This window comes from Alcaligenes sp. 13f (assembly GCF_020496585.1).
GTDB classification, from domain to species: domain Bacteria; phylum Pseudomonadota; class Gammaproteobacteria; order Burkholderiales; family Burkholderiaceae_B; genus Alcaligenes; species Alcaligenes phenolicus.
Genome location: NZ_JAHKKC010000038.1, coordinates 1 through 24,090 on the forward strand (window position 1 = coordinate 1; position 24,090 = coordinate 24,090).

20 protein-coding genes and 2 pseudogenes are annotated in these 24,090 nt (G+C 53.9%); 14 read left to right on the forward strand and 8 right to left on the reverse strand.

Going from position 1 to position 24,090, the window contains the following annotated elements; translation table 11 throughout:
* Positions 1-195 precede the first annotated feature (195 nt).
* Together KOE80_RS19240 and KOE80_RS19245 are read right to left on the reverse strand one after the other, a co-directional pair.
* The gene (locus KOE80_RS19240; protein ID WP_226349767.1) at positions 196-957 is read right to left on the reverse strand and encodes an ABC transporter permease; all 762 of its coding nucleotides are present in this window, start codon (positions 955-957) and stop codon (positions 196-198) included.
* The gene (locus KOE80_RS19245; protein WP_026483351.1) at positions 954-1,898 is read right to left on the reverse strand and encodes an ABC transporter ATP-binding protein; all 945 of its coding nucleotides are present in this window, start codon (positions 1,896-1,898) and stop codon (positions 954-956) included. Before KOE80_RS19245 ends, KOE80_RS19240 begins: the two co-directional genes overlap by 4 nt.
* Before the next feature lie 61 nt (positions 1,899-1,959).
* Here KOE80_RS19245 and tadA point away from each other — a divergent pair, with 61 nt between their 5' ends.
* The 6 genes from tadA to KOE80_RS19275 all read left to right on the forward strand — a co-directional run bounded on the left by tadA (position 1,960) and on the right by KOE80_RS19275 (position 6,803).
* Positions 1,960-2,508: a tRNA adenosine(34) deaminase TadA gene (gene tadA / locus KOE80_RS19250; RefSeq protein ID WP_226349768.1), complete on the forward strand. Its 549-nt coding sequence runs from the start codon at positions 1,960-1,962 to the stop codon at positions 2,506-2,508.
* A gap of 39 nt (positions 2,509-2,547) precedes the next feature.
* On the forward strand, positions 2,548-3,510 hold the full coding sequence (locus tag KOE80_RS19255) for an LD-carboxypeptidase (RefSeq protein ID WP_021446533.1): 963 nt from the start codon (positions 2,548-2,550) through the stop codon (positions 3,508-3,510).
* A gap of 63 nt (positions 3,511-3,573) precedes the next feature.
* Complete coding sequence (locus tag KOE80_RS19260; protein ID WP_226349769.1) at positions 3,574-5,172, forward strand: ABC-F family ATPase; 1,599 nt, start codon at positions 3,574-3,576, stop codon at positions 5,170-5,172.
* A gap of 8 nt (positions 5,173-5,180) precedes the next feature.
* Positions 5,181-5,777 (forward strand): IMPACT family protein, encoded by a 597-nt coding sequence (locus KOE80_RS19265; protein ID WP_009462108.1) that lies wholly within the window; start codon positions 5,181-5,183, stop codon positions 5,775-5,777.
* Positions 5,778-5,984: 207 nt separating this feature from the next.
* Positions 5,985-6,515 (forward strand): peroxiredoxin family protein, encoded by a 531-nt coding sequence (locus tag KOE80_RS19270; RefSeq protein WP_226349770.1) that lies wholly within the window; start codon positions 5,985-5,987, stop codon positions 6,513-6,515.
* A 24-nt stretch (positions 6,516-6,539) separates the two neighbouring features.
* Positions 6,540-6,803 carry a DUF2024 family protein gene (locus tag KOE80_RS19275; protein WP_009462104.1) on the forward strand — a complete coding sequence of 88 codons (264 nt, stop codon included), beginning with the start codon at positions 6,540-6,542 and terminating at the stop codon, positions 6,801-6,803.
* Positions 6,804-6,866: 63 nt separating this feature from the next.
* Here KOE80_RS19275 and trxA read toward each other — a convergent pair whose 3' ends face one another.
* Both trxA and KOE80_RS19285 read right to left on the reverse strand, forming a co-directional pair.
* Complete coding sequence (gene trxA, locus KOE80_RS19280) at positions 6,867-7,247, reverse strand: thioredoxin (RefSeq protein WP_009462103.1); 381 nt, start codon at positions 7,245-7,247, stop codon at positions 6,867-6,869.
* A 120-nt stretch (positions 7,248-7,367) separates the two neighbouring features.
* Positions 7,368-8,660: an NCS2 family permease gene (locus KOE80_RS19285; RefSeq protein ID WP_021446536.1), complete on the reverse strand. Its 1,293-nt coding sequence runs from the start codon at positions 8,658-8,660 to the stop codon at positions 7,368-7,370.
* 188 nt (positions 8,661-8,848) lie between these two features.
* Here KOE80_RS19285 and tsaD point away from each other — a divergent pair, with 188 nt between their 5' ends.
* Complete coding sequence (gene tsaD, locus KOE80_RS19290; RefSeq protein WP_009462097.1) at positions 8,849-9,907, forward strand: tRNA (adenosine(37)-N6)-threonylcarbamoyltransferase complex transferase subunit TsaD; 1,059 nt, start codon at positions 8,849-8,851, stop codon at positions 9,905-9,907.
* A gap of 3 nt (positions 9,908-9,910) precedes the next feature.
* Here tsaD and plsY read toward each other — a convergent pair whose 3' ends face one another.
* Complete coding sequence (gene plsY / locus KOE80_RS19295) at positions 9,911-10,552, reverse strand: glycerol-3-phosphate 1-O-acyltransferase PlsY (protein ID WP_226349771.1); 642 nt, start codon at positions 10,550-10,552, stop codon at positions 9,911-9,913.
* Positions 10,553-10,667: 115 nt separating this feature from the next.
* On the opposite strand from plsY, the gene surE reads away from it, so the two are divergent.
* The 4 genes from surE (at position 10,668) to rlmD (ending at position 14,685) form a co-directional block, all read left to right on the forward strand.
* Positions 10,668-11,408: a 5'/3'-nucleotidase SurE gene (surE, locus tag KOE80_RS19300; protein ID WP_226349772.1), complete on the forward strand. Its 741-nt coding sequence runs from the start codon at positions 10,668-10,670 to the stop codon at positions 11,406-11,408.
* Positions 11,405-12,229, forward strand: a complete 825-nt coding sequence (locus KOE80_RS19305; protein ID WP_009462090.1) for a protein-L-isoaspartate(D-aspartate) O-methyltransferase — start codon at positions 11,405-11,407, stop codon at positions 12,227-12,229. The genes surE and KOE80_RS19305 overlap by 4 nt, the downstream gene beginning before the upstream one ends.
* Positions 12,230-12,252: 23 nt before the next feature.
* Positions 12,253-13,077 (forward strand): peptidoglycan DD-metalloendopeptidase family protein, encoded by an 825-nt coding sequence (locus tag KOE80_RS19310; RefSeq protein WP_009462088.1) that lies wholly within the window; start codon positions 12,253-12,255, stop codon positions 13,075-13,077.
* A 297-nt stretch (positions 13,078-13,374) separates the two neighbouring features.
* Positions 13,375-14,685 (forward strand): 23S rRNA (uracil(1939)-C(5))-methyltransferase RlmD, encoded by a 1,311-nt coding sequence (gene rlmD / locus KOE80_RS19315; protein ID WP_226349773.1) that lies wholly within the window; start codon positions 13,375-13,377, stop codon positions 14,683-14,685.
* A gap of 320 nt (positions 14,686-15,005) precedes the next feature.
* Here the strand turns inward: rlmD and KOE80_RS19320 are convergent, their stop codons facing one another.
* Complete coding sequence (locus KOE80_RS19320; protein ID WP_226349774.1) at positions 15,006-15,674, reverse strand: TetR/AcrR family transcriptional regulator; 669 nt, start codon at positions 15,672-15,674, stop codon at positions 15,006-15,008.
* Between the two features lie 228 nt (positions 15,675-15,902).
* Here KOE80_RS19320 and KOE80_RS19325 point away from each other — a divergent pair, with 228 nt between their 5' ends.
* Positions 15,903-17,315, forward strand: coding sequence for an NAD(P)/FAD-dependent oxidoreductase (locus tag KOE80_RS19325; protein WP_226349775.1), 1,413 nt, complete (start codon positions 15,903-15,905; stop codon positions 17,313-17,315).
* A 253-nt stretch (positions 17,316-17,568) separates the two neighbouring features.
* Positions 17,569-19,920 (forward strand): annotated as a pseudogene (locus KOE80_RS19330) (penicillin acylase family protein).
* Between the two features lie 408 nt (positions 19,921-20,328).
* Here the strand turns inward: KOE80_RS19330 and KOE80_RS19335 are convergent.
* On the reverse strand, positions 20,329-21,879 hold the full coding sequence (locus KOE80_RS19335) for an AAA family ATPase (protein ID WP_226349776.1): 1,551 nt from the start codon (positions 21,877-21,879) through the stop codon (positions 20,329-20,331).
* A complete protein-coding gene (locus KOE80_RS19340) occupies positions 21,876-22,877 on the reverse strand; it encodes a reverse transcriptase domain-containing protein (RefSeq protein ID WP_226349777.1) in 1,002 nt (333 codons plus the stop codon). Before KOE80_RS19340 ends, KOE80_RS19335 begins: the two co-directional genes overlap by 4 nt.
* A 936-nt stretch (positions 22,878-23,813) precedes the next feature.
* Here KOE80_RS19340 and KOE80_RS19345 point away from each other — a divergent pair.
* Positions 23,814-23,963: pseudogene (locus tag KOE80_RS19345) on the forward strand (IS5/IS1182 family transposase); the annotation flags it as partial.
* Between the last annotated feature and the right edge of the window lie 127 nt (positions 23,964-24,090).

Consider the following 24,090-nt stretch of genomic DNA (forward strand, 5'->3'; position numbering starts at 1 on the left):
TTCACGCGCCTGCGAGCTTGCCCCCGGCCCGCAAACGGCCTGATGGTGTGATCTGAGGCCTGATCGACCGAAAACCGTAGAATCGTGAGCGACACCTCATCGCCTGGGCGGGAGAACAAAAAAATAACCCCCAGGGCGCAAAACCAGGGGTTTATCAGCAGTCTGAGGCCGGGAAATATTCCCGGCCTTTTTTATTTACGGGCGCAATCGATAGCCCGTTTTGAAAATCCAGCCCGCCACGGCAAGAAACACACTTAAAAACAGCAATGTCATGCCCAGGCTCAGCCACACATTCACATCGGCCAGATCAAAAAAGCTCCAGCGAAAGCCACTGATCAGGTAGAGCACCGGGTTCAGCAAGGTCAGTTTTTGCCAGAACTCGGGCAGCATGTCGATGGAATAGAAGGTGCCACCCAAAAAGGTGAGTGGGGTTAGAATCAGCATGGGCACGAATTGCAGCTTTTCAAAGTTGTCGGCCCAGATGCCGATAATGAAACCCAGCAGGCTGAAGGTCAGGGCGGTTAGCGCCAGAAAGCAAAGCATCCAGATAGGGTGAGCAATCTCATAAGGCACAAACAGCCGCGCCGTGATCAGGATGATGGCTGCCAGAAACAGCGACTTTGTGGCTGCTGCGCCCACAAAGGCCAGGGTCACCTCGAAGTGTGAAATAGGCGCTGACAGAATCTCGTAGATATTGCGGGTAAAGCGTGGAAAGTAAATTCCGAAGGCGGCGTTGGAGACGCTATGGGTCAACACCGACAGCATGGTCAGCCCAGGCACGATAAACGCGCCATAGGATACGCCGCCAATTTCATTAATGCGATGGCCAATGGCAGCGCCAAACACCACAAAATACAGGGCGGTAGAAATCACGGGTGCCACAATGCTTTGCAGCAGGGTGCGTCGGGTGCGTGACATTTCGTAGCGATAAATGGCCAGGATGGCGTACCAGTTCATGACTGTGCCCCTACAAACTCAACGTAAATATCTTCCAGACTGCGCTCGCGGGTATGAATGTCGGTAATGGTCAGCCCCGCTTGCCCAACTGCCGCCAGCAAATTGCTCAAGTCATGACCTTGTTCGCGGTTGGTCAAGGGGTAGAGCAGGCTCATGCCGTCCGCAGTGCTTTGCAGTCCCAGCGTTTCCAGCGCAGCGGGCAGGGTGCTGATCGGCTCGGCCAGATTCAGGCTCAGGGTTTTACCGCCCAGGCGGCGCATCAGATTGTCTTTGGTTTCCACCAGCTGCAGTGAACCTTTATTGATGAAGCCGATGCGGTCGGCCATCTCCTGGGCTTCTTCGATGTAGTGGGTGGTCAGAATAATGGTGACCCCCTGGCTGCGCAGCCGTTTCACCAAGGCCCACATACCTTGGCGCAAGGCCACGTCCACACCGGCGGTAGGTTCATCCAGAAACAGGATTTCCGGTTCATGGGAAAGCGCCTTGGCGATCAGGACGCGGCGTTTCATGCCGCCCGAGAGCGTGATCAAGGGGCTGTCTTTCTTGTCCCATAGCGACAAGTCCTTCAGAATCTGTTCGATCAGGGCCGGATTGGGGGCTTTGCCAAACAGGCCACGGCTGAAGCTGACGGTATTCCAGACTGTCTCGAAGGAATCGGCGCTTAGCTCTTGCGGCACCAGGCCAATTTTCTGGCGGGCGCGCTTGTAGTCGGCGACATTGTCTGCGCCATCTACCAGAACGGTGCCGCTGCTGCGATTGACCAGCCCGCAGATAATACTGATCAAGGTGGTTTTGCCTGCGCCGTTGGAGCCGAGCAGGGCAAAAATCTCGCCCCGCCAAATATCCAGGTCCAAAGCGTGCAGGGCTTGATGCCCGTTTGCGTATTGTTTGCTCAGGCCTCGAACACGCAAAATAGCGTGAGAATCAGGAGTGTTCTGCATAGACAGTAAAATGACCCTTTTGCTGTGTCGACAGGGTTTGAATAACGCAATGGATTTGACGATGCCAACTAGCTTACCACCGCCAACAGAGAGTGACGTTTTGAGTGATGCTCAGGCTATGGCTTTAGCCTTGGAGCAGGCTCAACTGGCGGCCAGCATCGGCGAGGTGCCCGTAGGTGCCGTACTATTGGATGCGGACGGCAGGCTGCTGTCTGTGGGCTCCAATCGCACGGTTTGTGATCACGATCCCACCCAGCATGCCGAGATCGTGGCCTTGCGCGCCGCGACGCGTAAAGTTGGCAATTACCGTTTGCCCGGAGCCAGTCTGTTTGTGACTCTTGAGCCTTGCATGATGTGCTTGGGGGCCTTGTTGCATGCGCGTCTGTCGCGGGTGGTGTGGGCCGCAGCCGATCCGAAGACCGGAGTGTGTGGCAGTGTGGAGTCCTTACATTTGCATCCGACTCTGAATCACCACACCCGTGTCTCGGGTGGTTTGATGTCCGAAGAGGCGGCCCAGGCCTTGCGGGATTTTTTCCGCAAACGACGCGAACAGAAGAAGTTGCAAAAGCAGGCTCAAACAGTCCAATCGCCGCTGGATGGCGCCCAGTAGTCTCGCTAAAATGTCAGCACTTTATTTTCAAGGTTAATCATGAGCAGCCCCGAGCACGACCATCATCACCATCACCACGAACATGGCCAGTGCCATTGTGGGCAGCAGGACAGTTCGGGCATTTACCTGTTTTCGCCCTCTGGCCAGATCCTTGAACCCAAGCGCCTGGAGCTGGCAAGCCAGCGCCTGAACCAGCTGGGCTTTGCCGTGGATATAGACCCGGACGCCCTGGCGGTGGATGAACGCTTTGCCGGTACGGACGCTCAGCGTCTGGCCGCGGTACAGCGTTCCTTGCAACAGCCTCAGCCCATTGTGATGGCGACACGCGGTGGCTACGGTTTAAGCCGCATTCTGGGCCAGATCGACTGGCGCGCGGTAGCCGACAGTGGCAAGCGTTTTGTCGGCATGTCGGATTTCACGGCCTTCAATCTGGCCTTGCTGGCGCAAACTGGTGCCATCAGCTACACCGGCCCCACCGCCATTGCGGACTTTGGTGGCGATGAAACCGATGAATTGACGACCGAACTGTTTGGCGAATTGATGCGTGGCGAGCTGGAGCTGTTCAGCTTTGAGTCCGAGGGTTCGGATGCCGTCGATGGTCACGGTGTTCTGTGGGGAGGCAATCTGGCCCTGGTTTGCTCCTTGCTGGGCACGCCGTACTTCCCCAATATCAACGGCGGTATCCTGTTCCTGGAAGACGTGGGTGAAGCACCGTACCGAGTCGAGCGCATGTTGACGCAGCTCTGGCATGCCGGCGTGCTCAATCGTCAGATGGCGGTGGTATTGGGCCGTTTTACGGCTTACAAGACAGGCGCTTCGGATAATGGCTTTGATATGGATTCGGTGGTGCGCTGGTTGCGTGAAACCGTCAAAGTCCCGGTCGTAACGGGCCTGCCTTATGGCCATGTGGACGTCAAGGTCAGCCTGCCTATTGGCAAGGAAGTGGGCCTGGCTACCGAGGACGGTATGGCTTATCTGGTTCTGGATGAGCACGAACACTAACGGATTTCGCGCCTGCTTGATACACTACTGGGTTGAACTCAACCTTTTTCAAAGTACGTTTACGTGATCTCCACCGCTAATTTAACGATCCAGTTTGGTGCCAAGCCTTTATTTGAAAACGTCAGTGTCAAACTGGGCGGAGGCAACCGCTATGGCCTGATTGGTGCCAACGGGTCGGGCAAGTCTACCTTCATGAAAATCATTGGCGGCGACCTGGAGCCAAGCGGGGGTAATGTATCGCTGGATCCGGGCGTGCGCCTGGGCAAGCTGCGTCAGGACCAGTTTGCCTACGAAGACAAACGTGTGCTGGACGTGGTGCTGATGGGCCACACAGAAATGTGGAACACCATGCAAGAGCGTGATGCCATCTACGACAATCCAGAGGCCACCGAAGAAGACTATATGAAGGCCGCCGAACTGGAGGCCCGTTTTGCCGAGTACGACGGTTATACCGCCGAGAGCCGTGCCGGTGAATTGCTGATGGGTCTGGAAATTCCGGTCGAACAGCATCAGTTGCCCATGAGCGAAGTGGCTCCGGGCTGGAAACTGCGTGTGCTGCTGGCACAGGCCCTGTTCTCCAACCCTGATGTGCTGCTGCTGGACGAACCGACCAACAACCTGGATATCAACACCATCCGTTGGCTGGAAGATGTGCTCAACAGCTACCAGAGCACCATGATCATCATCAGTCACGATCGTCACTTCCTGAATCAGGTCTGCACTCACATGGCTGACCTGGATTACGGCGAGCTGCGTGTCTACCCCGGCAACTACGACGATTACATGCTGGCGTCGGTGCAGTCGCGCGAACGTGTGCTGGCGGCCAACTCCAAGGCCAAAGAGCGTATTGGCGAGCTGCAGGACTTTGTGCGCCGTTTTGCCGCCAACAAGTCCAAATCCCGTCAGGCTACCTCGCGCCTGAAACAGATTGGTCGCCTGAAGGCAGATACCATCGAAGTGAAGCCTTCTTCGCGTCAGAACCCGTTTATTCGTTTTGAACAGAAAAAAGTTCTGCACCGCCTGGCGGTCACCATCGAGGGGCTGAGCAAGTCCTACGATCACCCCATCATCAAGAATTTCTCGGCCATGATTGAAGCTGGCGAGAAAATCGCGATTGTGGGTGCGAACGGCGTGGGTAAGACGACCTTGCTGCGTTTGCTGGCCGGTGATCTGACTCCTGACAGCGGCTCGGTGGTCTGGTCCGAGAACGCTGATATCGGCTATATGGCTCAGGACGTCTCGGACGAGTTCGATACCGAAGACAATGTGTTTGACTGGATCAGCCAGTTCCGTCAGGCCGGCGACGACGATCAGTCTTTGCGCTCGGTGCTGGGCCGCATGTTGTTCTCGGCCGATGACATCATCAAGCCCGTGAAAGTGCTGTCGGGTGGCGAGAAAAACCGCATGACTTTCTCGCGTCTGATGCTGGGTCGTCACAACGTCATGCTCCTGGACGAACCGACCAACCACCTGGATATGGAATCGATCGAGTCCTTGCAGATGGCCATGGAAAAATTTGAAGGCACTCTGATTTTCGTGTCCCATGACCGCGAGTTCGTCTCCGGTGTGGCAACTCGCATTATCGAAGTGATGCCTGAAGGCCGTCTGGTCGATTACCGCGGTGGCTACGAAGACTACCTGGCCAGCCGCGAGCAGGACTGAGGCCAGGGGTGGCCGTCTTTACCCTGCGTGAGCCCACCAGCTTCGAGCAGGACATCAAAAAAAGCCGTTTTCTGGCACTGGCTGCTCCTGTAGACAGTGCCAGCCAGGCTTTGGCCTTCTTCCAGGCCAAGGGTGTGCCCGATGCCACGCATAATTGCTGGGCCTACAAGATCGGGTCTGAATACCGTTTTAACGATGATGGCGAACCCGGCGGCACAGCCGGGCGTCCCATTTTGCAAGCCATAGAAGGCCAGGATTGCGACCGTGTTGCGGTACTGGTGATACGTTGGTTTGGGGGCGTCAAGCTGGGTACGGGTGGCCTGGTGCGCGCCTATGGCGGCGTGGCCGCTCAATGTTTGCGTCTTGCTGACAAACAGGAACTGATTCCCATGGCGGCTTTGCGCTGCCGTTGCTCCTTCGCCGATCTGGCTTTGGTTCAATCCCGTTTCGACAGCTTTGGCGTTCAGGTTCAGGACGAGCAATTCGATGCTGAAGGTGTGCAGTGGCTGTTGAATCTGCCGCTCGAGCATAAAGCTGATTTTCAACAGTCCTTTATCAATATGACGCGTGGCCAGGGGGAATGTGAACCCCTGGACCAAGCCTAAGTCACCCTCGGTTCTGCCAAGGTCTGCAATGGACCTCTGGTCGCCATCCTCCTTGATGGAGTTTTCTGGATGAAAAGGTATCTTTTCCAGACGATTATCCCTCTGCACCGTCCAGGCATTGGCCATACTTAATACCTATGATTCCTTCTAAGTCTGTATCCAGCCTGCGGGTATGATCGGGTTTAGTCAGCATTGTGGGTGTATGCCATGTCCTACGAAATCCATGCCAGCCAGTGGCTCAATACGACCGCTCCATTAAGCTTGGCGTCCTTGCGTGGCCGCGTGGTGGTGGTCACGGCCTTTCAGATGCTTTGCCCTGGCTGTGTCATCAACAGCCTGCCGCAAGCCAAGAAGCTGGATACGCTGTTCTCGCGCGATGATCTGCGCATCATTGGCCTGCATAGCGTGTTCGAGCATCACGAAGTGATGGGCCCTGCGGCTTTGCAGGCGTTTGCCCACGAGTACCGCTTGAATTTCCCCATCGCTATTGATCAGCCCTCAGACAGCGGCCCCTTGCCGCGCACCATGAAGGAGTGGGGCCTGGGCGGGACACCATCTACCATTATTTTTGACCGTGATGGCAATCTGGCCTTGAAGGAATTGGGCCATCTGGACGATCTGCGTCTGGGTGCGTTTGTCGGCCAGCTGATTGCTCGCCGCCCGGCGCAAGCAGACAAGAAAGAGGGGGTGGCGGACAAGCAGGATTCTTCCTCTTGCGGGCCGACCTGTACCTACTAGGTTTTTTGCTGAAAAGGGTTTGTCATGAAGATTGCGGTGTTTGATACCTACGTTGTGCGTCCTGACGGGCGTCGTATGCACTTTGATATCTTGGTCAGTGACGATGCCAAGGATATGGACAAGGTCTTGAGTTATGGTCAGCGTTATCTGGCGGCCAAAGGGGTGAATGTTGAAAACTTCACCTCGCGCGAGTGCCGCTTCTGCCATACGGAAATGGCTTCTGCGCCGGTCGAAAATGAAATCAAACGCAGTGGCTTCGCGATTATCGAGCTGGAAAACTGCGACTAAATCGCATTCATGCAAAAAAAACGCCAGACAAATCGTCTGGCGTTTTTTCTGGGGCCGGGCAAATCAGGCCTGGTCAGGCTGCTGGTTTTGCTGGGCAGCAATTTCAGCATGGACTTTTTCCATGTCCACAGCCTGGACCTGTTCGATCAGATCGTCCAGCTGGGCAGCGGAGAGGGCACCGGCTTGCGAGAACAGCAAGACGTTCTCACGGAAGACCATCAGGGTAGGAATGGAGCGAATACGCAGGCCAGCGGCCAGTTCCTGCTCTTCTTCCGTGTTCACCTTGCCAAAGGTCACGCCGGGGTGCTTGGCCGCTGCTGCGTCAAAGACAGGGGCGAATTGGCGACATGGACCGCACCAAGGAGCCCAGAAGTCGATGATCAGGGGTTTGCCGTCTTCTACTGCAGCCTGGAATGTTTCTTCGTTCAGTTCGACGATGCTCATGGGGGAGCCTCCGCAATAAAAAAGCGGCTGATGGTGTTCAGCCGCTTCGTTAAACATGCAATCAGTGTACTCGTTTTCCAGGCAGCCCTAAAGCGCCAAACGAGTTTGCTAAAGGGTTTTTCATTCCGTAGCGATTGCGTACTTGATCACAAACAAGATGGCGACAATCAGTGTGGCCAGGTGGATACTGCGCCAGCGGCCGGTCGTCAGCTTCAGGATCACGTAGCTGATAAAACCAAAGGCCAGACCGTTGGCAATCGAGTAGGTGAAGGGCATGGTGAAGGCAGCCAGGGCAGCAGGCACGGCCTCGGTCATGTCGTCCCATTTCACTTCAGTGATTTCGCGCATCATCAAGCACGCCACATACAGCAAGGCGGGGGCGGTGGCGTAACCGGGAACGGTCGCGGCCAGTGGCGAGAAAAACAGGGCTAGCAGGAACAGGACACCAATGGTCAGCGCTGTCAGACCGGTACGGCCACCGGCTTGCACACCCGAGGCGCTTTCCACGTAGGCGGTGGTGCTGCTGGTACCCAGCATGGAACCGGCCACAATGGCGGTACTGTCAGCCAGCAGGGCGCGGCCCAGGCGATTGGGCTTGCCTTCTTCAATCAGGCGGGCACGCTTGGCAACCCCGATCATGGTGCCCGTAGCGTCAAACACCTCAACCAGCACCAGCACCAGAATCACGTGCACAAAGCCGGTGTGCAGGGCACCCATGATGTCCAGCTGCATGAAGGTGGGCATCAGCGAGGGTGGGGTGGAGACGACACCACCAAATTCGCTGTGACCGGTCAGCATGGACAGAATGGTCACGGCCAGAATGCCGATCAGGATTGCACCGCGCACCTTCAGTGCGTCCAGGGCGGCAATAATAAAGAAGCCCAGAATTGCGTACAGGGCTGCGGGCTGGGTCAGGTCACCCAGACCAATCTTGGTGGCAGGGTGGGCCACCACAATACCCGAGTTCATCAGGGCGATCAGGCCCAGGAACATGCCGATACCGGCGGCAATGGCGCTTTGCAGGGATTTGGGAATGCCCCGAATCAGCCAGGACCGGATGCCAGTCACCGTTAGAATCAGGAAGATCACGCCGGAAATAAAGACCGCGCCCAGTGCCTGTTGCCAGGTATAGCCCAGGGTGGCGACCACGGTGAAGGCAAAAAAGGCGTTCAGGCCCATGCCCGGTGCCATGCCGATAGGCCAGTTGGCCACAAAGGCCATGATGAACGTGCCCAGAGCAGCAGCCAGGCAGGTGGCTACAAAAATGGCATTGCGATCCATCCCTGTGGACGACAGGATGTCTGGATTCACAAAAATAATGTAGGACATGGTCAGGAAGGTAGTGATACCTGCCAGGACCTCGGTACGGACGTTGGTGCCATGCTCAGTGAGTTTGAAGAGACGTTCAAACATGGGCAGCCTCCTTGTGATTATTAGGCGATCGGAGCGTGAAATTATCGATGCGGGATTTTAACCACGAGTGTGCCACTGCGTCGCCCCCCTTTGTCGCGATGTATCGGCACAACCCAGACACTATCCGCTGATTGTCTTGAGGGGATAAATTCCTATTTTCCCCAATACAGCAGGCTAAAATAAGCGCCATGAATATTCTTGGATTTGAAAGTTCCTGCGATGAAACTGGCGTGGCGCTGGTCAGCACGGAACAGGGCCTGCTGGCCCATGCCTTGCACAGCCAGATCGCCATGCACCGTGAATATGGTGGGGTGGTGCCTGAACTGGCCTCTCGCGATCATATCCGTCGCGTCCTGCCTTTGACACGGCAGGTGTTGGCTTCCTGCCATATGCAGCTCGATCAGGTCGATGCCATTGCCTATACCGCCGGTCCTGGTCTGGCCGGTGCCTTGCTGGTGGGAGCCAGTGTGGCGCAGTCGATTGCCTGGTCGCTGAAAAAACCGACGATTGCCATCCATCACCTGGAAGGTCATTTGCTCTCGCCCTTATTGGCCGAGCCGCGTCCCGACTTTCCCTTTGTGGCCTTGCTGGTCTCGGGTGGCCATACTCAGCTGATGCGTGTAGATGGTGTGGGTCAGTATGAATTGCTGGGTGAAACGCTGGACGATGCAGCGGGCGAAGCCTTTGATAAAAGCGCCAAGCTGATGGGCCTGGGCTATCCCGGCGGCCCGGCCTTGTCGCGTCTGGCTGAACAGGGTGACCCCAGCGTCTACGAGCTGCCGCGTCCCATGATGCACAGTAAGGATCTGGATTTCAGCTTTAGTGGTTTGAAAACTGCCGTGCTGACGCGCTTGCGCAAGCTGGAAGCGGAAGAGGGCGGGATTACCGAACAGCAACGCGCTGATCTGGCTGCTGCGACCGAGGCCGCCATTGTGGACGTGCTGGCCGCCAAGGCGATCAAGGCCTTGAAGCAAACGGGCTTGAAACGTCTGGTGGTTGCCGGTGGTGTGGGCGCCAACCGCCACTTGCGGGCTTATTTACAGAAAGCCGTGGCGCGTTTGAAGGGCGAGGTGTTCTTTCCGCCGCTGGAATTCTGTACCGATAACGGTGCCATGATTGCTTTTGCGGCGGCCATGCGGGTCAAGCATGGTTTGGTGACTTTGGATGATAGCCAGCATGGCTTTGCCATCCGACCTCGCTGGGATCTGGCTTGTGTGAACCAGCCTGTCTCCCAGCAAGAGCGTTAGTGCTTATTTTCTCTTGGAACCGATCTTGCTTTCTTTACCCGTCATCAGACGACGAATGTTTTCCTGGTGACGCCAGAGCAAGAAGGCACTGATCAGGACCAGGGCCGTGGCAATAGAGGCATTCATGGGCCAGACCACCTTGGCACCGAGCAGGTAAAACAAGGGGGCAAACACGGCACTGATGATGGCTGCCAGCGAGGAGTAACGGCTGACATAAGCGATAATCAGCCAGGTAGCGGCGGTAGCCAGAGCCAGCCAGGGCAGCAGGGCCAGGATGACACCCAGCGCGGTTGCCACGCCTTTACCGCCTTTAAAGCCCAGAAAGACCGGGTACAAGTGACCCAAAAAGGCAAAAAAGGCGCTGACACCCAGTAAAGTCGGTGCCCAGCCCCAGTTGCTGATGGCCTGTTGGGTCAGAAAGACAGCCAGCCAGCCTTTGAAGGCATCGCCCAACAAGGTCAGGACAGCTGCTTTTTTATTGCCGCTACGTAGTACATTAGTGGCTCCCGGATTTTTCGAACCAAAGGTGCGAGGGTCTTGCAAGCCCATGATCTTGCTGACGATTACGGCAAACGGCAGGGATCCCAGCAAATAGGACAAGAGGGCGACAAGCGGGGCGGCCACAGCAAAAGAAACGGCGTTCATGAGGATTGAGCTCCACAATTATTGTTGCGCGGATTCTACCGGCCTTGCAGCAAAATACCAAAGGCAGCGGGTACAATTTGCTGCCCCTGTTAGATTTTTAACGGAAAAGTAAAGCATGCGTATTCTGGTCTCCAACGATGATGGCTATACAGCAGCCGGTATCGAGGCTTTGTATGAAGCCTTGCAAGGACTGGGTGAGCTGACTGTCATTGCACCCGAGACCAATTGCAGCGGTGCCAGCAATTCCCTGACCTTGAATCGTCCCCTGTCGCTGCGCCAGGCCAGCAATGGTTTTTATTTTGTTAATGGTACACCGTCCGATTGTGTGCACGTGGCCCTGACAGGCTTGCTGGATTTCCGTCCCGATCTGATTGTGTCCGGTATTAATAACGGCGCCAATATGGGCGACGACACCTTGTATTCGGGCACGGTAGCGGCCGCGATGGAAGGCCACTTGTTTGGTATTCCCGCGATTGCGTTTTCCCTGATCGAACGCGGCTGGAAGAACCTGGACAGCGCAGCGCGCGTGGCACGGGATCTGGTGCAGCGCTGTCAGAAGAAGCCGTTGGCGGCCAATACCTTGCTGAACGTGAATATTCCGTGTTTGCCCTACGAAGCCTTGAAGGGCACGCAAGTCACCCGCCTGGGCAAGCGTCATCCTTCGGAGCCGGTTGTAAAAAGCCAGACGCCTTATGGCGAGCCCGTGTACTGGATTGGCCGTGTTGGTGGTGTGTCCGATAGCGAGAAGGGCACAGATTTCGGTGCCGTCGAACAAGGTGCAGTATCCATTACTCCCTTGCGCGCGGACCTGACTCACCACGAGCAACTGGCCGGATTGCGGGACTGGATGCAATGACAAGTAAACCAGGCAAGCGCTATCCTTTTGCAGACGGCACTCGGAACCGGTTTGGCAAGTCCAGCCTGGGCAGTGGCCTGTCTGCCAGCAACAGCAATACCCGTATTGTGCAACGGGGCCAGTTACAACCGACACCGTCGGCCATTTTGTCACCGCAAGTGTCAACAAGTGTCAACCTGGGTTTGAACTCGGAACGCTCGCGTGGCATGATGATCGAGCGCTTGCGCCGTCAAGGAATTACCGACGAACGAGTGCTGGCGGCCATGCAGGCAGTACCGCGCCATCAGTTTGTTGATCAGGGTTTGGCCAGTCGGGCCTATGAAGATGATGCCTTGCCTATAGGCTTTGCGCAGACCATCTCCCAGCCTTGGGTTGTGGCCCATATGATCAGTCTGGTGTGTGACCAGAAAATACCGACCAAGGTGCTGGAAGTGGGGGCCGGATGTGGTTATCAGGCTGCTGTTTTGGCACAATTGGTCAAAGAAGTGTATGCGGTAGAACGTATCAAAGGCTTGTGTGATATGGCCCGCGATCACATGCGCCAATTAGGGCTGTCGCAACGGGCTCGAATAATGTTTGGTGACGGAATGCAAGGTTACCCTGCCGCGGCACCATATGATGCTATTGTTGTGGCGGCAGCCGGTCCGGTCATTCCCAGAACCTTATTGGAACAATTAACATTGGGGGGGAGACTGATCGCCCCTGAAGGTACGACACAACAGCGCCTGGTTTTGGTGGAACGCACCGGACAGGCTACTTGGCGTCGTGAAGAACTTGATGCGGTTCGCTTCGTGCCGATGCGAGCCGGAACCCAGATTTAGTCAGATATTCTCAGGAGATTTATATGCAGCATGCAGTCAGGTTACCGTTAACCGCTGCTTCCACCGGTACACAGTGGTTCTTGACGCCCCGTCAGTGCCTGGTGGCGGCTGTGGTCACCAGTACCCTGCTGGCTGGTTGTGCAAGCCGTAATGAGCGCGCTCCAGTCACTGACCTGAGTTCCTCTTCGGCGGCAGGCAGCGTCAGCAGTGCCTCGGGTACCTATGTGGTACGCCCCGGCGATACGCTCTACAAGATTGCACAAGCGCACGGCATGGACGTGAACTCGCTGATCCAGTTGAACCAGATTACGGATCCTTCCATGTTGCGCGTGGGTCAAACCTTGCGTCTGGACGGCAATACCTCGATGGCGGCAGTGACGACTCGCCCAGCCGGTAGCGGTAGCACACAGACCTCGCCCGTCAGCCCGGCCACCCCGGTCAAGACTGAAACGCCCGTGTCTGCGCCTCGCGCCAGCGACGCGGCTCTGATCGCCTGGGGCTGGCCCGCCAGTGGCAAGATCATCCAGGGTTTCAATGCCTCGACCAAGGGTATTGATATCGAAGGCAAGGTGGGCGACCCCGTGGTTGCCGCAGCGGATGGCAAGATCATGTACGCCGGTAACGGTGTGCGCGGTTTAGGCTCCATGGTTCTGGTCGGTCACAGCAATGGCTTTATCACTGCTTACGCCCATAACAGTGTCTTGCACGTTAAAACGGGTCAGCAGGTGAAGAAGGGGCAGCGTATTGCCGATCTGGGTCAGTCTGACACCACCTCGCCACGACTGCACTTCGAGATTCGTCGCTCCGGTACGCCGGTCAACCCGATCTCGTACCTGCCTACGCGATAAGCTCGGTATCTGGACTGAAAAAAGCGGCTTCTGGCCGCTTTTTTTGTGCGCCCTGTTCGAGGGTGCTCAACTGAATGACTTTTTGAGTGTAGATTGCTCTTCCAACTTGAAGGCTATGCCTGTCGGACGGGCGGGTCATTCAGAATTTAATAGCGTTGTGGAATAGCTAGTGCCGCGTTGTGCTTGTTTTTACCCGTTGTGCCGAATGCTCATTGTAAAATCAGCGATTCGCCATCGTTTGCAGCAATGCAACTGCGCCATTCTGCTTGGCAGGACGCTTATTTAGGTTTTTATCGAATGTCTGACGTATTGTTAATTGAATCGCTGGATCTGGAAGGACGCGGCGTCGCCCACAAAGAGGGCAAAGTGGTGTTTGTGGAAGGTGCCTTGCCCGGCGAGGAAGTACTGGCCGAGACGGTACGCTCCAAGGACTCCTACGATAAAGCCCGCATGACGGCTTTGTTGAAAGCCTCGTCGCAGCGTGCTGAACCTCCCTGTCCCAACTTTGGTGTCTGTGGTGGCTGTGCCATGCAGCATCTGGAGCCCTCGGCCCAGGTTGCGGTCAAGCAGCGCGTTCTGGAAGATTCCCTGGGCCATATCGGCAAGGTGCAGCCGGGCCGTGTGTTGGCACCCTTGCACGGTCCTTACTGGGGTTATCGTTACCGCGCCCGTTTCTCCATGCGCTACGTGCCTAAAAAGGGTGGGGTGCTGGTTGGCTTTCGTGAAAAGAATGGTCGCTATGTAGTGGACATGACGGAATGTCGTGTATTGCCCGCCAAAGTTTCTGCCTTGCTGGAGCCCTTGCGTTCCTGTTTGGCTGGGTTGTCTCGCCCGGATCGTTTGCCTCAGATCGAGCTGGCCATGGGCGACAAGATTACGACCTTGACCCTGCGTCATATGGAGCCGCTGACCAGCGAGGATATCCAGCGTTTGCAGAGTTTCGGTCAGGAACACGACATTAGCTGGTGGCTGCAGCCCAAGGGCCCGGAAACGGCCCATCCTTTGCTGCGCGAAGATGCGGACAAGCTGGCGTATGCATTGCCTGAATTTGATTTGCGTATGCCGTACCGTCCTACGGACTTTACGCAGGTGAACCACGACATTAACCGCAGCCTGATCTCGCGTGCCTTGACCCTGCTGGACGTCAAGCCCGAGCATCGTGTGGCGGACTTGTTCTGTGGTCTGGGTAACTTCAGCCTGCCGCTGGCACGCCGTGCCGCCGAGGTCGTTGGCATTGAAGGCAGCAGCACCTTGACCGAACGTGCCGGTGAAGCAGCCTTGGCCCACGACTTGCAGGACAAGGCAAAATTCACGACGCTGAACCTGTTTGAAGTGGATGTGCAATGGCTGCGCGATCTGGGCCACTTTGATCGTATGCTGATTGATCCACCACGCGACGGCGCGTTTGCTGTGGCGACTGCTTTGGCGCAACTGGAAAAGCACGAGCGCCCCGAGCGCCTGGTTTATGTGTCCTGTAGCCCAGGTACTCTGGCTCGTGACGCCGGTGTACTAGTTCACCAAGGTGGTTACACACTGGAATCGGCGGGTGTGGTGAATATGTTCCCGCATACGGCACACGTGGAGTCAATTGCCGTCTTTACACGCTAAGTACAGCTAGGCAGGCTTGAACTAAAACGCCCCGCCAATTGGACAGAGTTCCAGTTTGCGGGGCGCTTTGTTTTTCTGGGGGGCTTTGTCAGCTCGTTCGCCCAAGGTGCTGTTGCCTTCAATCCCGACCATTTCGGTGGTATCACGTTTTAAAGGCTGGCTGAAGGATCAGTCCCGTTCAGGTGTTTTTCTCGAAATGTGGGCATGAGCCAGCCCGTGTCCTTGTCAAGGTGGCCGGCAGCTACATGCTTTTTATCACCACGTTTGAAGGCTAGGCTGGCTGATCGGTTTTGTGTGTTTGATTCGGTCCGTTGCTGGTTTTACTGCTTGGTGGCAGGTGTCGCCGCTTTACCAGCATGGGCAATCAAGCCATCGTGTATCAGCTCCATCATCATCTTGAATACCTGCTCGGATTGCAGATGCACAAAGCGCGGCAGAATCTGGCGCAGCATAGGCACATCCTCGGCGGGCCATTGTTCCAGTTCGTTTAGCTCTTCTTCGGTCACCGGGCGGATAAGTCCACCCAGCTCGCCCTGAATCAATCCATATAAAGCGGCATACCAGCCCACACAGGCGGCGGGGATTTCGGCATCGCTCAAACCGCCATCGCGTAAGGCCCTGTATACCTGCTCAAGAACCACATAGTCGGCCTTGCCGGTATTCAGAAAACGCTGCATTTGCTGAAAAGTCTGTGGGTGGCCCAAGGCCAGCTCACGGTACTGTCGGGCCAATTCATACAAACGCTCTGTCCACGACAGACCCGTATCCACAGCCTGAATGCGGCCTGTCAAATAATCTGCCATCGCACGCAGCAAGCCGTCCTTGGACTTGAAGTGATAGAGCACGGCCATGGGATCGCAACCGACTCGCTCTCCCAGTTTACGTAAGGAAAAGCCGCTGTCTCCGGCTTCCTCCATTAAGGTGACGGCGGCCATGACCAGCTCGTCCTTATTCAATTTGCGTGTGCGCGTGGCGGGTACTTGGGCCAATAGAGTTCCTTTGTCGAACCAGATAAGGGAAAGGGCAAATTTGCCAAGTTTAACTCTACAGAGTAGAATAAATTAATTCTACAGCGTAGAAGAAGATCGTTCCACCCTGTTTTTACAACGGGGTGTTGATAACGAGACAGAACGGAACGCCGCGTTGACGGGGCGTCACCGGAGCATTCCGCTCTGTGATCCAGGCGGCCAAAAGGCCGTAACAGACACAGGACATTTATGCTTATTTCTAAACCGACTCTTTTAAATGATGTTTCCAATGCAGAGAGCCTGCTGGTCAGTAATCCCCGATTGTGGAACTGGCGACAAGGCCATCTGAACGAAGCTGTCGCGCCCGCGACGTATTACGAAGCATCACTTGCCCCCTGGAACCGCTTTGATCCTCTACAAGCCGACACACAATGTGATGTGCTGGTCGTGGGTGGTGGCTTGCTGGGTGCCTCTACCGCCTTGCACCTGGCCCGCTCCGGCCTGGACGTGGTGCTGGTAGAAAAAGACAGTATTGGCTCTGCCGCTTCAGGCCGAAATGGTGGTCAGCTGACTCCCGGCCTGGCCCGTTGGGAAGCCGCAGACATGATTGCCCATCTGCCTTTGGATGAGGCCCGCCGCTTGTGGCGTTTTGCCTCGCATGAAGCCATGGATCTGCTCGATCAGATTGCTCAGGATTACGAGCTGGATTTTGATCGTCGTCGTGGCCATTTAACGGCTGCCATTCACGCAGGTCATATGGGCGCATTGGTAGAGGGGGCGGATGCCCGACGCTATCTGGGCGATACCAGCGTGGAAATTGTGGGTAGCTACGAGCTGGAGCAGGAAATCCGCTCGCCCTTGTATCACGGTGCCGTGGTGGATACCTTGGGTGGTCAACTGCATCCCCTGGCGCTGCTGCGCGGACTGGTTTACGGCTTGGTTCAGCACGGCGGTCGAGTTTATGAAGGCAGCCCGGTTGAGGAAATCGAGCAGACGGAAAAGGGCGCTTTGGCTATCACCCCCGGTGGCACGATTCTGGTCCGTCAGGCCTTGGTGCTGGCCGTGCATGATACGACTTCGCAGTTCTTGCCGACGCAATCCAATACCACTGTCCCGTTCTATACCTATGTGGGTGTGACTGAACCTTTGGAGTGTCCAGTCAGCGAGCTGCTGCCAACAGACCGTGCGGTGTATGACACCCAGTTTCAGATCGACTATTACCGCGCCGTGCGTCAAAACCGTCTTTTGTTTGGCGGGCAGGGCACAGGCACCAGTTGGTCCCCTGAACGTATCAATGACTACCTGCTGGATCGTATCCAGACGGTTTTCCCGCAGCTGGAGCAGATGCAGTTGGAGTTTTCCTGGAGCGGTATCAGTGATTTCACCCTGAACGGTGCCACGGACTCGCGCAAGACCGAGGATGCGGTTCCCGTGTACATGGTGCATGGCTGGAGTGGTCACGGCGTGGCGCAAACCGTGCGTATTGGTAAAGCCATTAGTGATGATGTGATGGGCCGCAACGAGGACTTTGCCATGCTGACGGACATTACCCACCGCAGCATTCCTCTGGGCCATCAGTTATCGGGTCTGGCGATCCCCGTGGTCAAGGCCGCGATAGGCATGATGAGCGCGGTGAACCCCGGTCGTCTGGTGTCTTTCTAAGTCCGTTTTCAAGTCCCTATTTAGCAGCGCTGACTAGGGCAAGCCCTTACTTGTTTTCGATCCTGATTGTTTTACATTGTGATTTCCTATTTGTATTGGCTTCAATATTTTAGGTTCATAAGAATTTTCAGTATCATAAAAACAAGAGACAGATATGCAGAAAGGGCTTGTTCGTACAGGGGTCGCGGCCGCTGGTTTGATCTTGGGTTTGGCGGGGGCACCGGTCCACGCGCAGGTGCAGTTGGTAGAGGTGATGCGTGACAGCTATGGTGTGCCGCATGTCTTTGCCGACAGCCACTATGGCTTGTATTACGGCTATGGTTATGCGGTCGCCCAAGACCGTCTGTTCCAGATGGATATGGCGCGCCGCTCCTTTGTAGGCACAACAGCCGCCGTTCTGGGTCCTGGCGAGCAGGATGTCTACGTCAAGTACGACATGCAGGTGCGGCAGAACTTCAAACCCGCTTCGATACAGCGGCAGATCGCGACCTTGTCCAAGGATGAGCGCGACATTTTCCGTGGCTATGCCGATGGCTACAACGCCTATCTGGAGCAGGTACGCCGTCGCCCTGAACTGCTGCCTAAAGAATATGTGGATTTTGATTTCCAGCCCGAGCCACTGACGGACTTTGATGTGGTCATGATCTGGGTGGGCTCCATGGCCAATCGCTTCTCCGACACGAATCTGGAAGTGACGGCACTGGCCATGCGTCAGTCTCTGGAAAAACAGCACGGCCCGGAACGTGGCCGTGCCTTGTTTGATGAATTGCTGTGGGTCAATGACACGACCGCTCCCACCACCGTTCCGGCACCCGCCGCCCAGCGCAAGCCGCAGGCGCGAGCAGGGGCACAGAATTTGGCCCATGTTTCTTCACAAGTTCTGGCTGCCGAGCTGGAGCGGCAGGACAAGCACTGGGGTGGCCGTGGCCCGGACTTTGCACCCAAGGCCAGCAATCTGTGGAGCACCCGCCCCGAGCGCGTTCAGGATGGGTCTACGGTCCTGATCAACGGCCCTCAGTTTGGCTGGTACAACCCGGCCTACACCTACGGTATCGGCCTGCACGGCGCGGGCTTTGATGTGGTGGGCAATACGCCTTTTGCTTATCCAATTGTTCTGTTCGGCACTAATAGCGAGATTGCCTGGGGGGCGACTGCTGGTCCCCAGGACGTGGTGGATATGTACCAGGAGAAACTGAACCCGGCGCGCGCCGATTAGTACTGGTTCAATAATGCCTGGCGCACGATGGAGCAGCGCAAGGAGCGTATCCAGGTACGCGGTCAGGCTGATCGTGAAATGACGATATGGCGCACCGTACACGGCCCCGTGATGCAGTTTGATTACGAACAAGGCACGGCTTACAGCAAGAAGCGCAGCTGGGATGGTTATGAGGTGCAGTCCTTGCTGGCTTGGCTGAATGTAGCCAAGGCGCGCAACTGGATGGAGTTTCTGGATCAGGCCAGCAAGATGGCGATTTCCATTAACTGGTACTACGCCGACAAGCACGGCAATATCGGCTATGTCTCGCCGGCCTTCCTGCCCCAGCGTCTTGCCAATCAGGACATCCGCGTGCCAGCCAAAGGGGACGGCAGCATGGAGTGGCAGGGCATCAAGAGTTTTGACGCGATTCCCAAAGCCTACAATCCGCCGCAAGGCTATCTGGTCAATTGGAACAACAAACCCGCGCCGGATAAAACCAATACGGATACTTACTACTGGACCTATGGCGACCGCATGAACGAGTTGACCAGCCAGTATCAGGACAAGGACGTCTATAGCGTGCAGGAGATCTGGGAGTTCAATAAAAAAGCGTCCTATAGCGATGTGAACTGGCGCTACTTCCGTCCACATCTGGAAAAGCTGGCGCAGCAACTGTTGGCCAAGGATTCCAGCAAGGCGGCACTGGACGTCCTGCTGGCCTGGGATGGTATGGAACGAGATCAGGATGGGCACAATGCCGGGCCAGCACGCGTGTTGTTCAAGACATGGCTGGAGGAAATGTACAAACAGGTCTTGATGCCGGTGGTGCCTGAATCGCATCGTGCCATGTACAGCCAGACAGGGTTTGCTACACAGAAAGGCCCCAATCCAGGTTCGATCAACTTGAGCATGGGCACCAAGGTCCTGCTGCGTGCGCTGGCGCTGGAAGTTGATCCTGATCCTGCACGTGTGAATGTCTTTGGTGAGCGTTCGTCTCAAGAAATCATGCATACGGCTTTGCAGAATGCGCAGGCCCGCTTGAGCCAGGAGCAGGGCACGCAGATGGAGCGCTGGACCATGCCGACCTCAGTGCATCGCTTCAGCGACAAGAACTTCACGGGAACGCCGCAAACGACGTCGGGCAATACCTTTGCCTTTACCGGCTATCAGAACCGTGGCACGGAAAACAATCGTGTGGTGTTCAATGCCCAGGGGGTGGAGTTTTGTGATGCCATGCCACCCGGTCAGAGCGGATTCACGGATCGCAATGGCGTGCGCAGCCCGCATTATAAGGATCAGCTGAAACTGTACGAAGGGTTCCAGTGCAAGACGATGGATGTGACGCATGCGGATATTCGTCGTAATGCGCAAACCAGCACGATGCTGTTGATTCAGCCTCAGCCATAACGTTGAGTGTGGCACCTGCTCTTTGGGGCGGTGCCGTTTCTTCGATCGCTGCTGGAGGGGTTTAGCAGGCCTGGAGATGCACCCCCCAGAGGGAATTCGCAAAGGTAGCTTGCCAGTATTAGCAGCGAATCTGAGTACGAAGTCTAAGCTGCAAATCCAGGCAGGCAGGATTGGAAGTAGGTCGAAGCGGTATAAATATATTGACTCAGGTTGATCTGACAGAAACTGGCAGATCTATCGGGCAGAAAACTACCCAAAGCGGTCATTCAGGCGCGGGAGAAAGCAGGCGTTCAACGTAAAAACGACTGGCGACTTAAGCATTAGATAATAAACTCTTTATGTAATGAGAAACATTAGTGTCGATTGCTCAACCTTTGGGGAGGGCGCTTTCTAGCCGGTCTAAGCGACTTACTGAGAGGTGACGACCGATTCGATAGTTTGGGCTTCCTCTTTAGTGTTAGTGCGAACAGACAGAAACTCTTCTACAGTACGTCGCAATGCTGTAATTTCCTTTGGGTTTTTCTCAATCAGGAACTCGAAGATTTGTTGCTTAGTATATTCGTGCTGAATTAAATGCTTGAATAGTCTTTTTCCTGCATTCGAGAAATCTCTCTCTTTTATGGGTTCTCCTCGAGCAGCACTCAGTTTTCTACGCGACTCCGTATTCTTGCTAAATAGTAAAAGGAACTTATAGAACCACACTTTGAACATCTTCTTTGTGCCATTGTTTTTTTTATGCATGAAATCGGTTAGCCGTTCGTGATCTTTAATTAATGCTCGAAATTTTACTGTGTCCCAGAATTCACCTAAGAGGCATCTGGAAAGTAGTTCCTTTTCAATGCTCTCCATAGGAATGCAGTGGACATTTTCCTTCTTTGCATGCGCTTTCCCTTTTTGGTCTCCGTCTAATATAGCCATGACATTTTTGTATTCTTCTGAGAAAAACTTCTCAATCTTATTTCGCTGCATCAAATCGGTTGTATTAGTTCCTCCGCCAATATATATGATTTTGAATTGATAAAATGGCTTCGCGCAGTATCGATCAATTAAATATATGAGAAAATCTTTAAGTGCCTCGTCCTCTGTAAGGATGTATTTTTCCCATCCATTAAATCCAAATAAGGTGCTTTTGATAAACCCATAGGATCTTTTTTCAATAGTGATCGATCCATCAGCCTGTTCCTCCATACAGAATAAATTATCAGAAAGTGTCTGCATCATGGCCAAGGAGTGGGTGGTGAAGATGAACTTTGTCTTGTAGATTTCTTTAAATTTATTCAGCCACTCAACTAAACAAACTTGTGCGGCAGCATCCAATGAAATATCGATTTCATCGATAAAAACAGCCAAGTAATTTGAGCGAATGCGCCGGTATAGACTAATAAGGAAGTATTCGCCAGAGCTAAAGTAATCTTCGCGCAAATAGTAGTTGTCCTCATACGGAATGACGTAATAAGGAACATTTTTTACTTGTATTTCTACGAGATTGTCAAACTTATTTGTGGCATAGATGGCTTTCAGGAAGTCTATGAGTTCAGTGGGTCTGGAGTATCGTTGCAGTACGACCTGGCGCCGAATGTCATTATCGATACCACCAATTTTTTTGAAGAAGTTGAAGCGCTCCCCGTAAGGGATCGGAAGTTCTACTGATAGTTTATCCTTCAGAGTCTTCGACAGCGTATCCCTCGAATCGAGCATTTTGAGTTTTTTATTATATTTGAAAATAACGCTTTTCCCCCCAATTTCATAGTTAATCTCGCTGTTATCTGAAACTATTCTGGGTGCACTTGTCTTTGATAGTATATCTGCATTGATCAGATTGCCAATCGCCTTGATGAGCATTGTCTTACCGGAGCCATTTTTTCCAGTAATGCAAACCAGGGATTTATCCGCTAAATCTAGAGAAAACTCTATCTTCTTGATATTCTGAATGTTTCGAATCGAGATATTAAAGTTCATTGTTCTTTTGAAAAGCTGCTATGTTTTAGTATGTCAATAGTAGTCGATCCAAACTTTCTGCGTAGCTTGTCTGTATAGTCCGGATCAATGGAATCCACGTAATTGATGTTTCCACTCAAATAAGCGATATAATCACTTTCAGAAAGTTCTTTATTATTCTCTGAGTGCTTCTTTGTCTTGTTGATCATATCTTTAAATCGATCATTATTATTTAAGTAAAAATGAATTAAGACTTCCAGGTCATTTTTTTTCTTCGTATCAACACTAATTTTTCCGGTGGGAAGAATCATCATCCCAAGGATCTTTACCTTGCCTCCAACTTGAAAGAATCGTGTTTTTCCGTAGTGAATAAAGAATTTTTCAGAACAAAATTGATGTAACTTCTCCTGCACTAGCGTTTCTAAGCCAAGTAAATTCTCATGTTTTTGTCCGGAAATGATAATGTCATCAGCGTATCTTGAGTAAATAAGATCCCGTTGAGTGCAAAATCGCTCTATTTCGTTATCGAAATTAACTAGGACGGCATTGCTTAACGGTGCTGATGCGGGAAGTCCGACGGGGATTGAGTCGCCAACACAGACGAGATCAACAATTCGATCGATGTGTTCGTGAAGATCCTCAATGGGGCAGTATTCTTCACCAGCAAGAATGGTTTTCTGCGTCAATGATCTATCGATGGAGTCGAAAAAAGACTTAATGTCTGTTTGAAAGAAATGTTTGCTTTGGGTATGCTTTTGGACGGCATTGACTGCATTAAAGCCTTTTCGGTAAGAGAAGACGACCCGTTCGTTGATGGGCAACAGCTCAAATAGAAGTAAATTAAGGAACCGGTGGTACGTCTTGAGATTCTCTTTAGGCTTGAAAAGCGTTCTGCTTCCCGGGGTACTCCCCCTGGCTACCTCGTAATTTTGCTCAACAGGGCTTTGCAAAAAGTCATGAAAGCTCAACTTGCCGTGATACATCGCGTCGAAGAGCTTTTGCAAAGGTTGTTTTGTCATAGTCACCTTCGGATTGAGTTGGTAATGCTGGGACGTATTGCGTCAATCTGATCTGTAGTTATATAATAGGCCCATGTCAGTGACTAGGAGTAGCTCCAGTCATTTTGCTGACCTCTAGGCCGTCTAATTCTACCTAACTTGATTGTGTGGCTTGACTCAAATTCAAGCCACACAATAGTAGATCCAAAAAAATAAAAATTCAGATTGCGCCGATCTCCGCTCCCCTCCTTTTTGAGCCTGAGCACTAATTCGATTTTCCCTTCTCTATTGTGAATCTTTGTTGTTGGTTGATAATGGGATCGCTTCTAGCTGTTCGCTACGTCTAGGCGAGCTGTTTCGCGATCGCTGGCGAGACGGGGGACAGTCTGTTAGAGCGTGGTAGTTCATGTTTGCAAGAGCGCTAAGAACAATTTGTGGTAGCGCTGTTCAGTGGCTAGTTTTTCTGCCCAGATGCCGAATCCGGCAGTCTTTGTTGCGGCAGTGTGCATCAACATCAAATGAGGTTTCCGTGGGTAATCAAGCGAGCGGTGGAAGCCGCCAAACAGACCCAGCGCAAGACTTCGTATAACTTTCCCCCGTTTTTGCCCCTCCTCTTATGGCAGTTTTAGTACGGCATCAATACGGTTTAGGAGATAGCTATGTCTCGACCAACATGATCTACGCGCATGTACTGTATCACTGCGGGTTAGATGTTATTTCACCCATGAGGCGATGAGGTGGCTTTTTGCGAAAGTCTGCTATGGAGCATCGTCTGAGTATTTCTAGTGACTGCTCATGGCCGAAAGCAGTAGTTCCAGTCCCAACCCTAACGCAACTGACAAAATATGTCAGATCAAGTCTGAGCCAATGCCAAAAAAAAGCCGCTCCTAGGACAGGAGCGGCTCAGACTGCTGACAAACCCTCCCATAAAACATCAGGCTTGTTCATAATACGTTCATGCTTAAGACCCCGACTGCTTATCAACATGAATGGGAAATGGTCACGCTGGACTCCTTGGTTCCGGCCGACCATTTGGTGCGCAAGATCGCTGCGGCGATCGACCTGGCGTTCATCCGTGATCGGGTGGCCCATCTGTACTGTGCCAATGCAAGAAGCCGTTGAAGGCGCGCGCAGACGATGAGGATGGCGATGGGGGCCAGCCGGGTTCGGGCAAGCCCAAGGAGATCAAGGTCAGCCGGACCGATCCGGACAGCGGGTTCATGGTGCGAGACGA

Coding starts and splice junctions, on each gene's coding strand:
- KOE80_RS19335 (WP_226349776.1), bottom strand. CDS start 21,879: ATGAACTTTAATATCTCGATTCGAAACATTCAGAATATCAAGAAGATA.
- KOE80_RS19275 (WP_009462104.1), top strand. CDS start 6,540: ATGAAGATTGCGGTGTTTGATACCTACGTTGTGCGTCCTGACGGGCGT.
- tsaD (WP_009462097.1), top strand. CDS start 8,849: ATGAATATTCTTGGATTTGAAAGTTCCTGCGATGAAACTGGCGTGGCG.
- KOE80_RS19340 (WP_226349777.1), bottom strand. CDS start 22,877: ATGACAAAACAACCTTTGCAAAAGCTCTTCGACGCGATGTATCACGGC.
- KOE80_RS19245 (WP_026483351.1), bottom strand. CDS start 1,898: ATGCAGAACACTCCTGATTCTCACGCTATTTTGCGTGTTCGAGGCCTG.
- KOE80_RS19240 (WP_226349767.1), bottom strand. CDS start 957: ATGAACTGGTACGCCATCCTGGCCATTTATCGCTACGAAATGTCACGC.
- plsY (WP_226349771.1), bottom strand. CDS start 10,552: ATGAACGCCGTTTCTTTTGCTGTGGCCGCCCCGCTTGTCGCCCTCTTG.
- KOE80_RS19305 (WP_009462090.1), top strand. CDS start 11,405: ATGACAAGTAAACCAGGCAAGCGCTATCCTTTTGCAGACGGCACTCGG.
- KOE80_RS19270 (WP_226349770.1), top strand. CDS start 5,985: ATGTCCTACGAAATCCATGCCAGCCAGTGGCTCAATACGACCGCTCCA.
- KOE80_RS19310 (WP_009462088.1), top strand. CDS start 12,253: ATGCAGCATGCAGTCAGGTTACCGTTAACCGCTGCTTCCACCGGTACA.
- trxA (WP_009462103.1), bottom strand. CDS start 7,247: ATGAGCATCGTCGAACTGAACGAAGAAACATTCCAGGCTGCAGTAGAA.
- surE (WP_226349772.1), top strand. CDS start 10,668: ATGCGTATTCTGGTCTCCAACGATGATGGCTATACAGCAGCCGGTATC.
- KOE80_RS19325 (WP_226349775.1), top strand. CDS start 15,903: ATGCTTATTTCTAAACCGACTCTTTTAAATGATGTTTCCAATGCAGAG.
- tadA (WP_226349768.1), top strand. CDS start 1,960: ATGCCAACTAGCTTACCACCGCCAACAGAGAGTGACGTTTTGAGTGAT.
- KOE80_RS19255 (WP_021446533.1), top strand. CDS start 2,548: ATGAGCAGCCCCGAGCACGACCATCATCACCATCACCACGAACATGGC.
- rlmD (WP_226349773.1), top strand. CDS start 13,375: ATGTCTGACGTATTGTTAATTGAATCGCTGGATCTGGAAGGACGCGGC.
- KOE80_RS19285 (WP_021446536.1), bottom strand. CDS start 8,660: ATGTTTGAACGTCTCTTCAAACTCACTGAGCATGGCACCAACGTCCGT.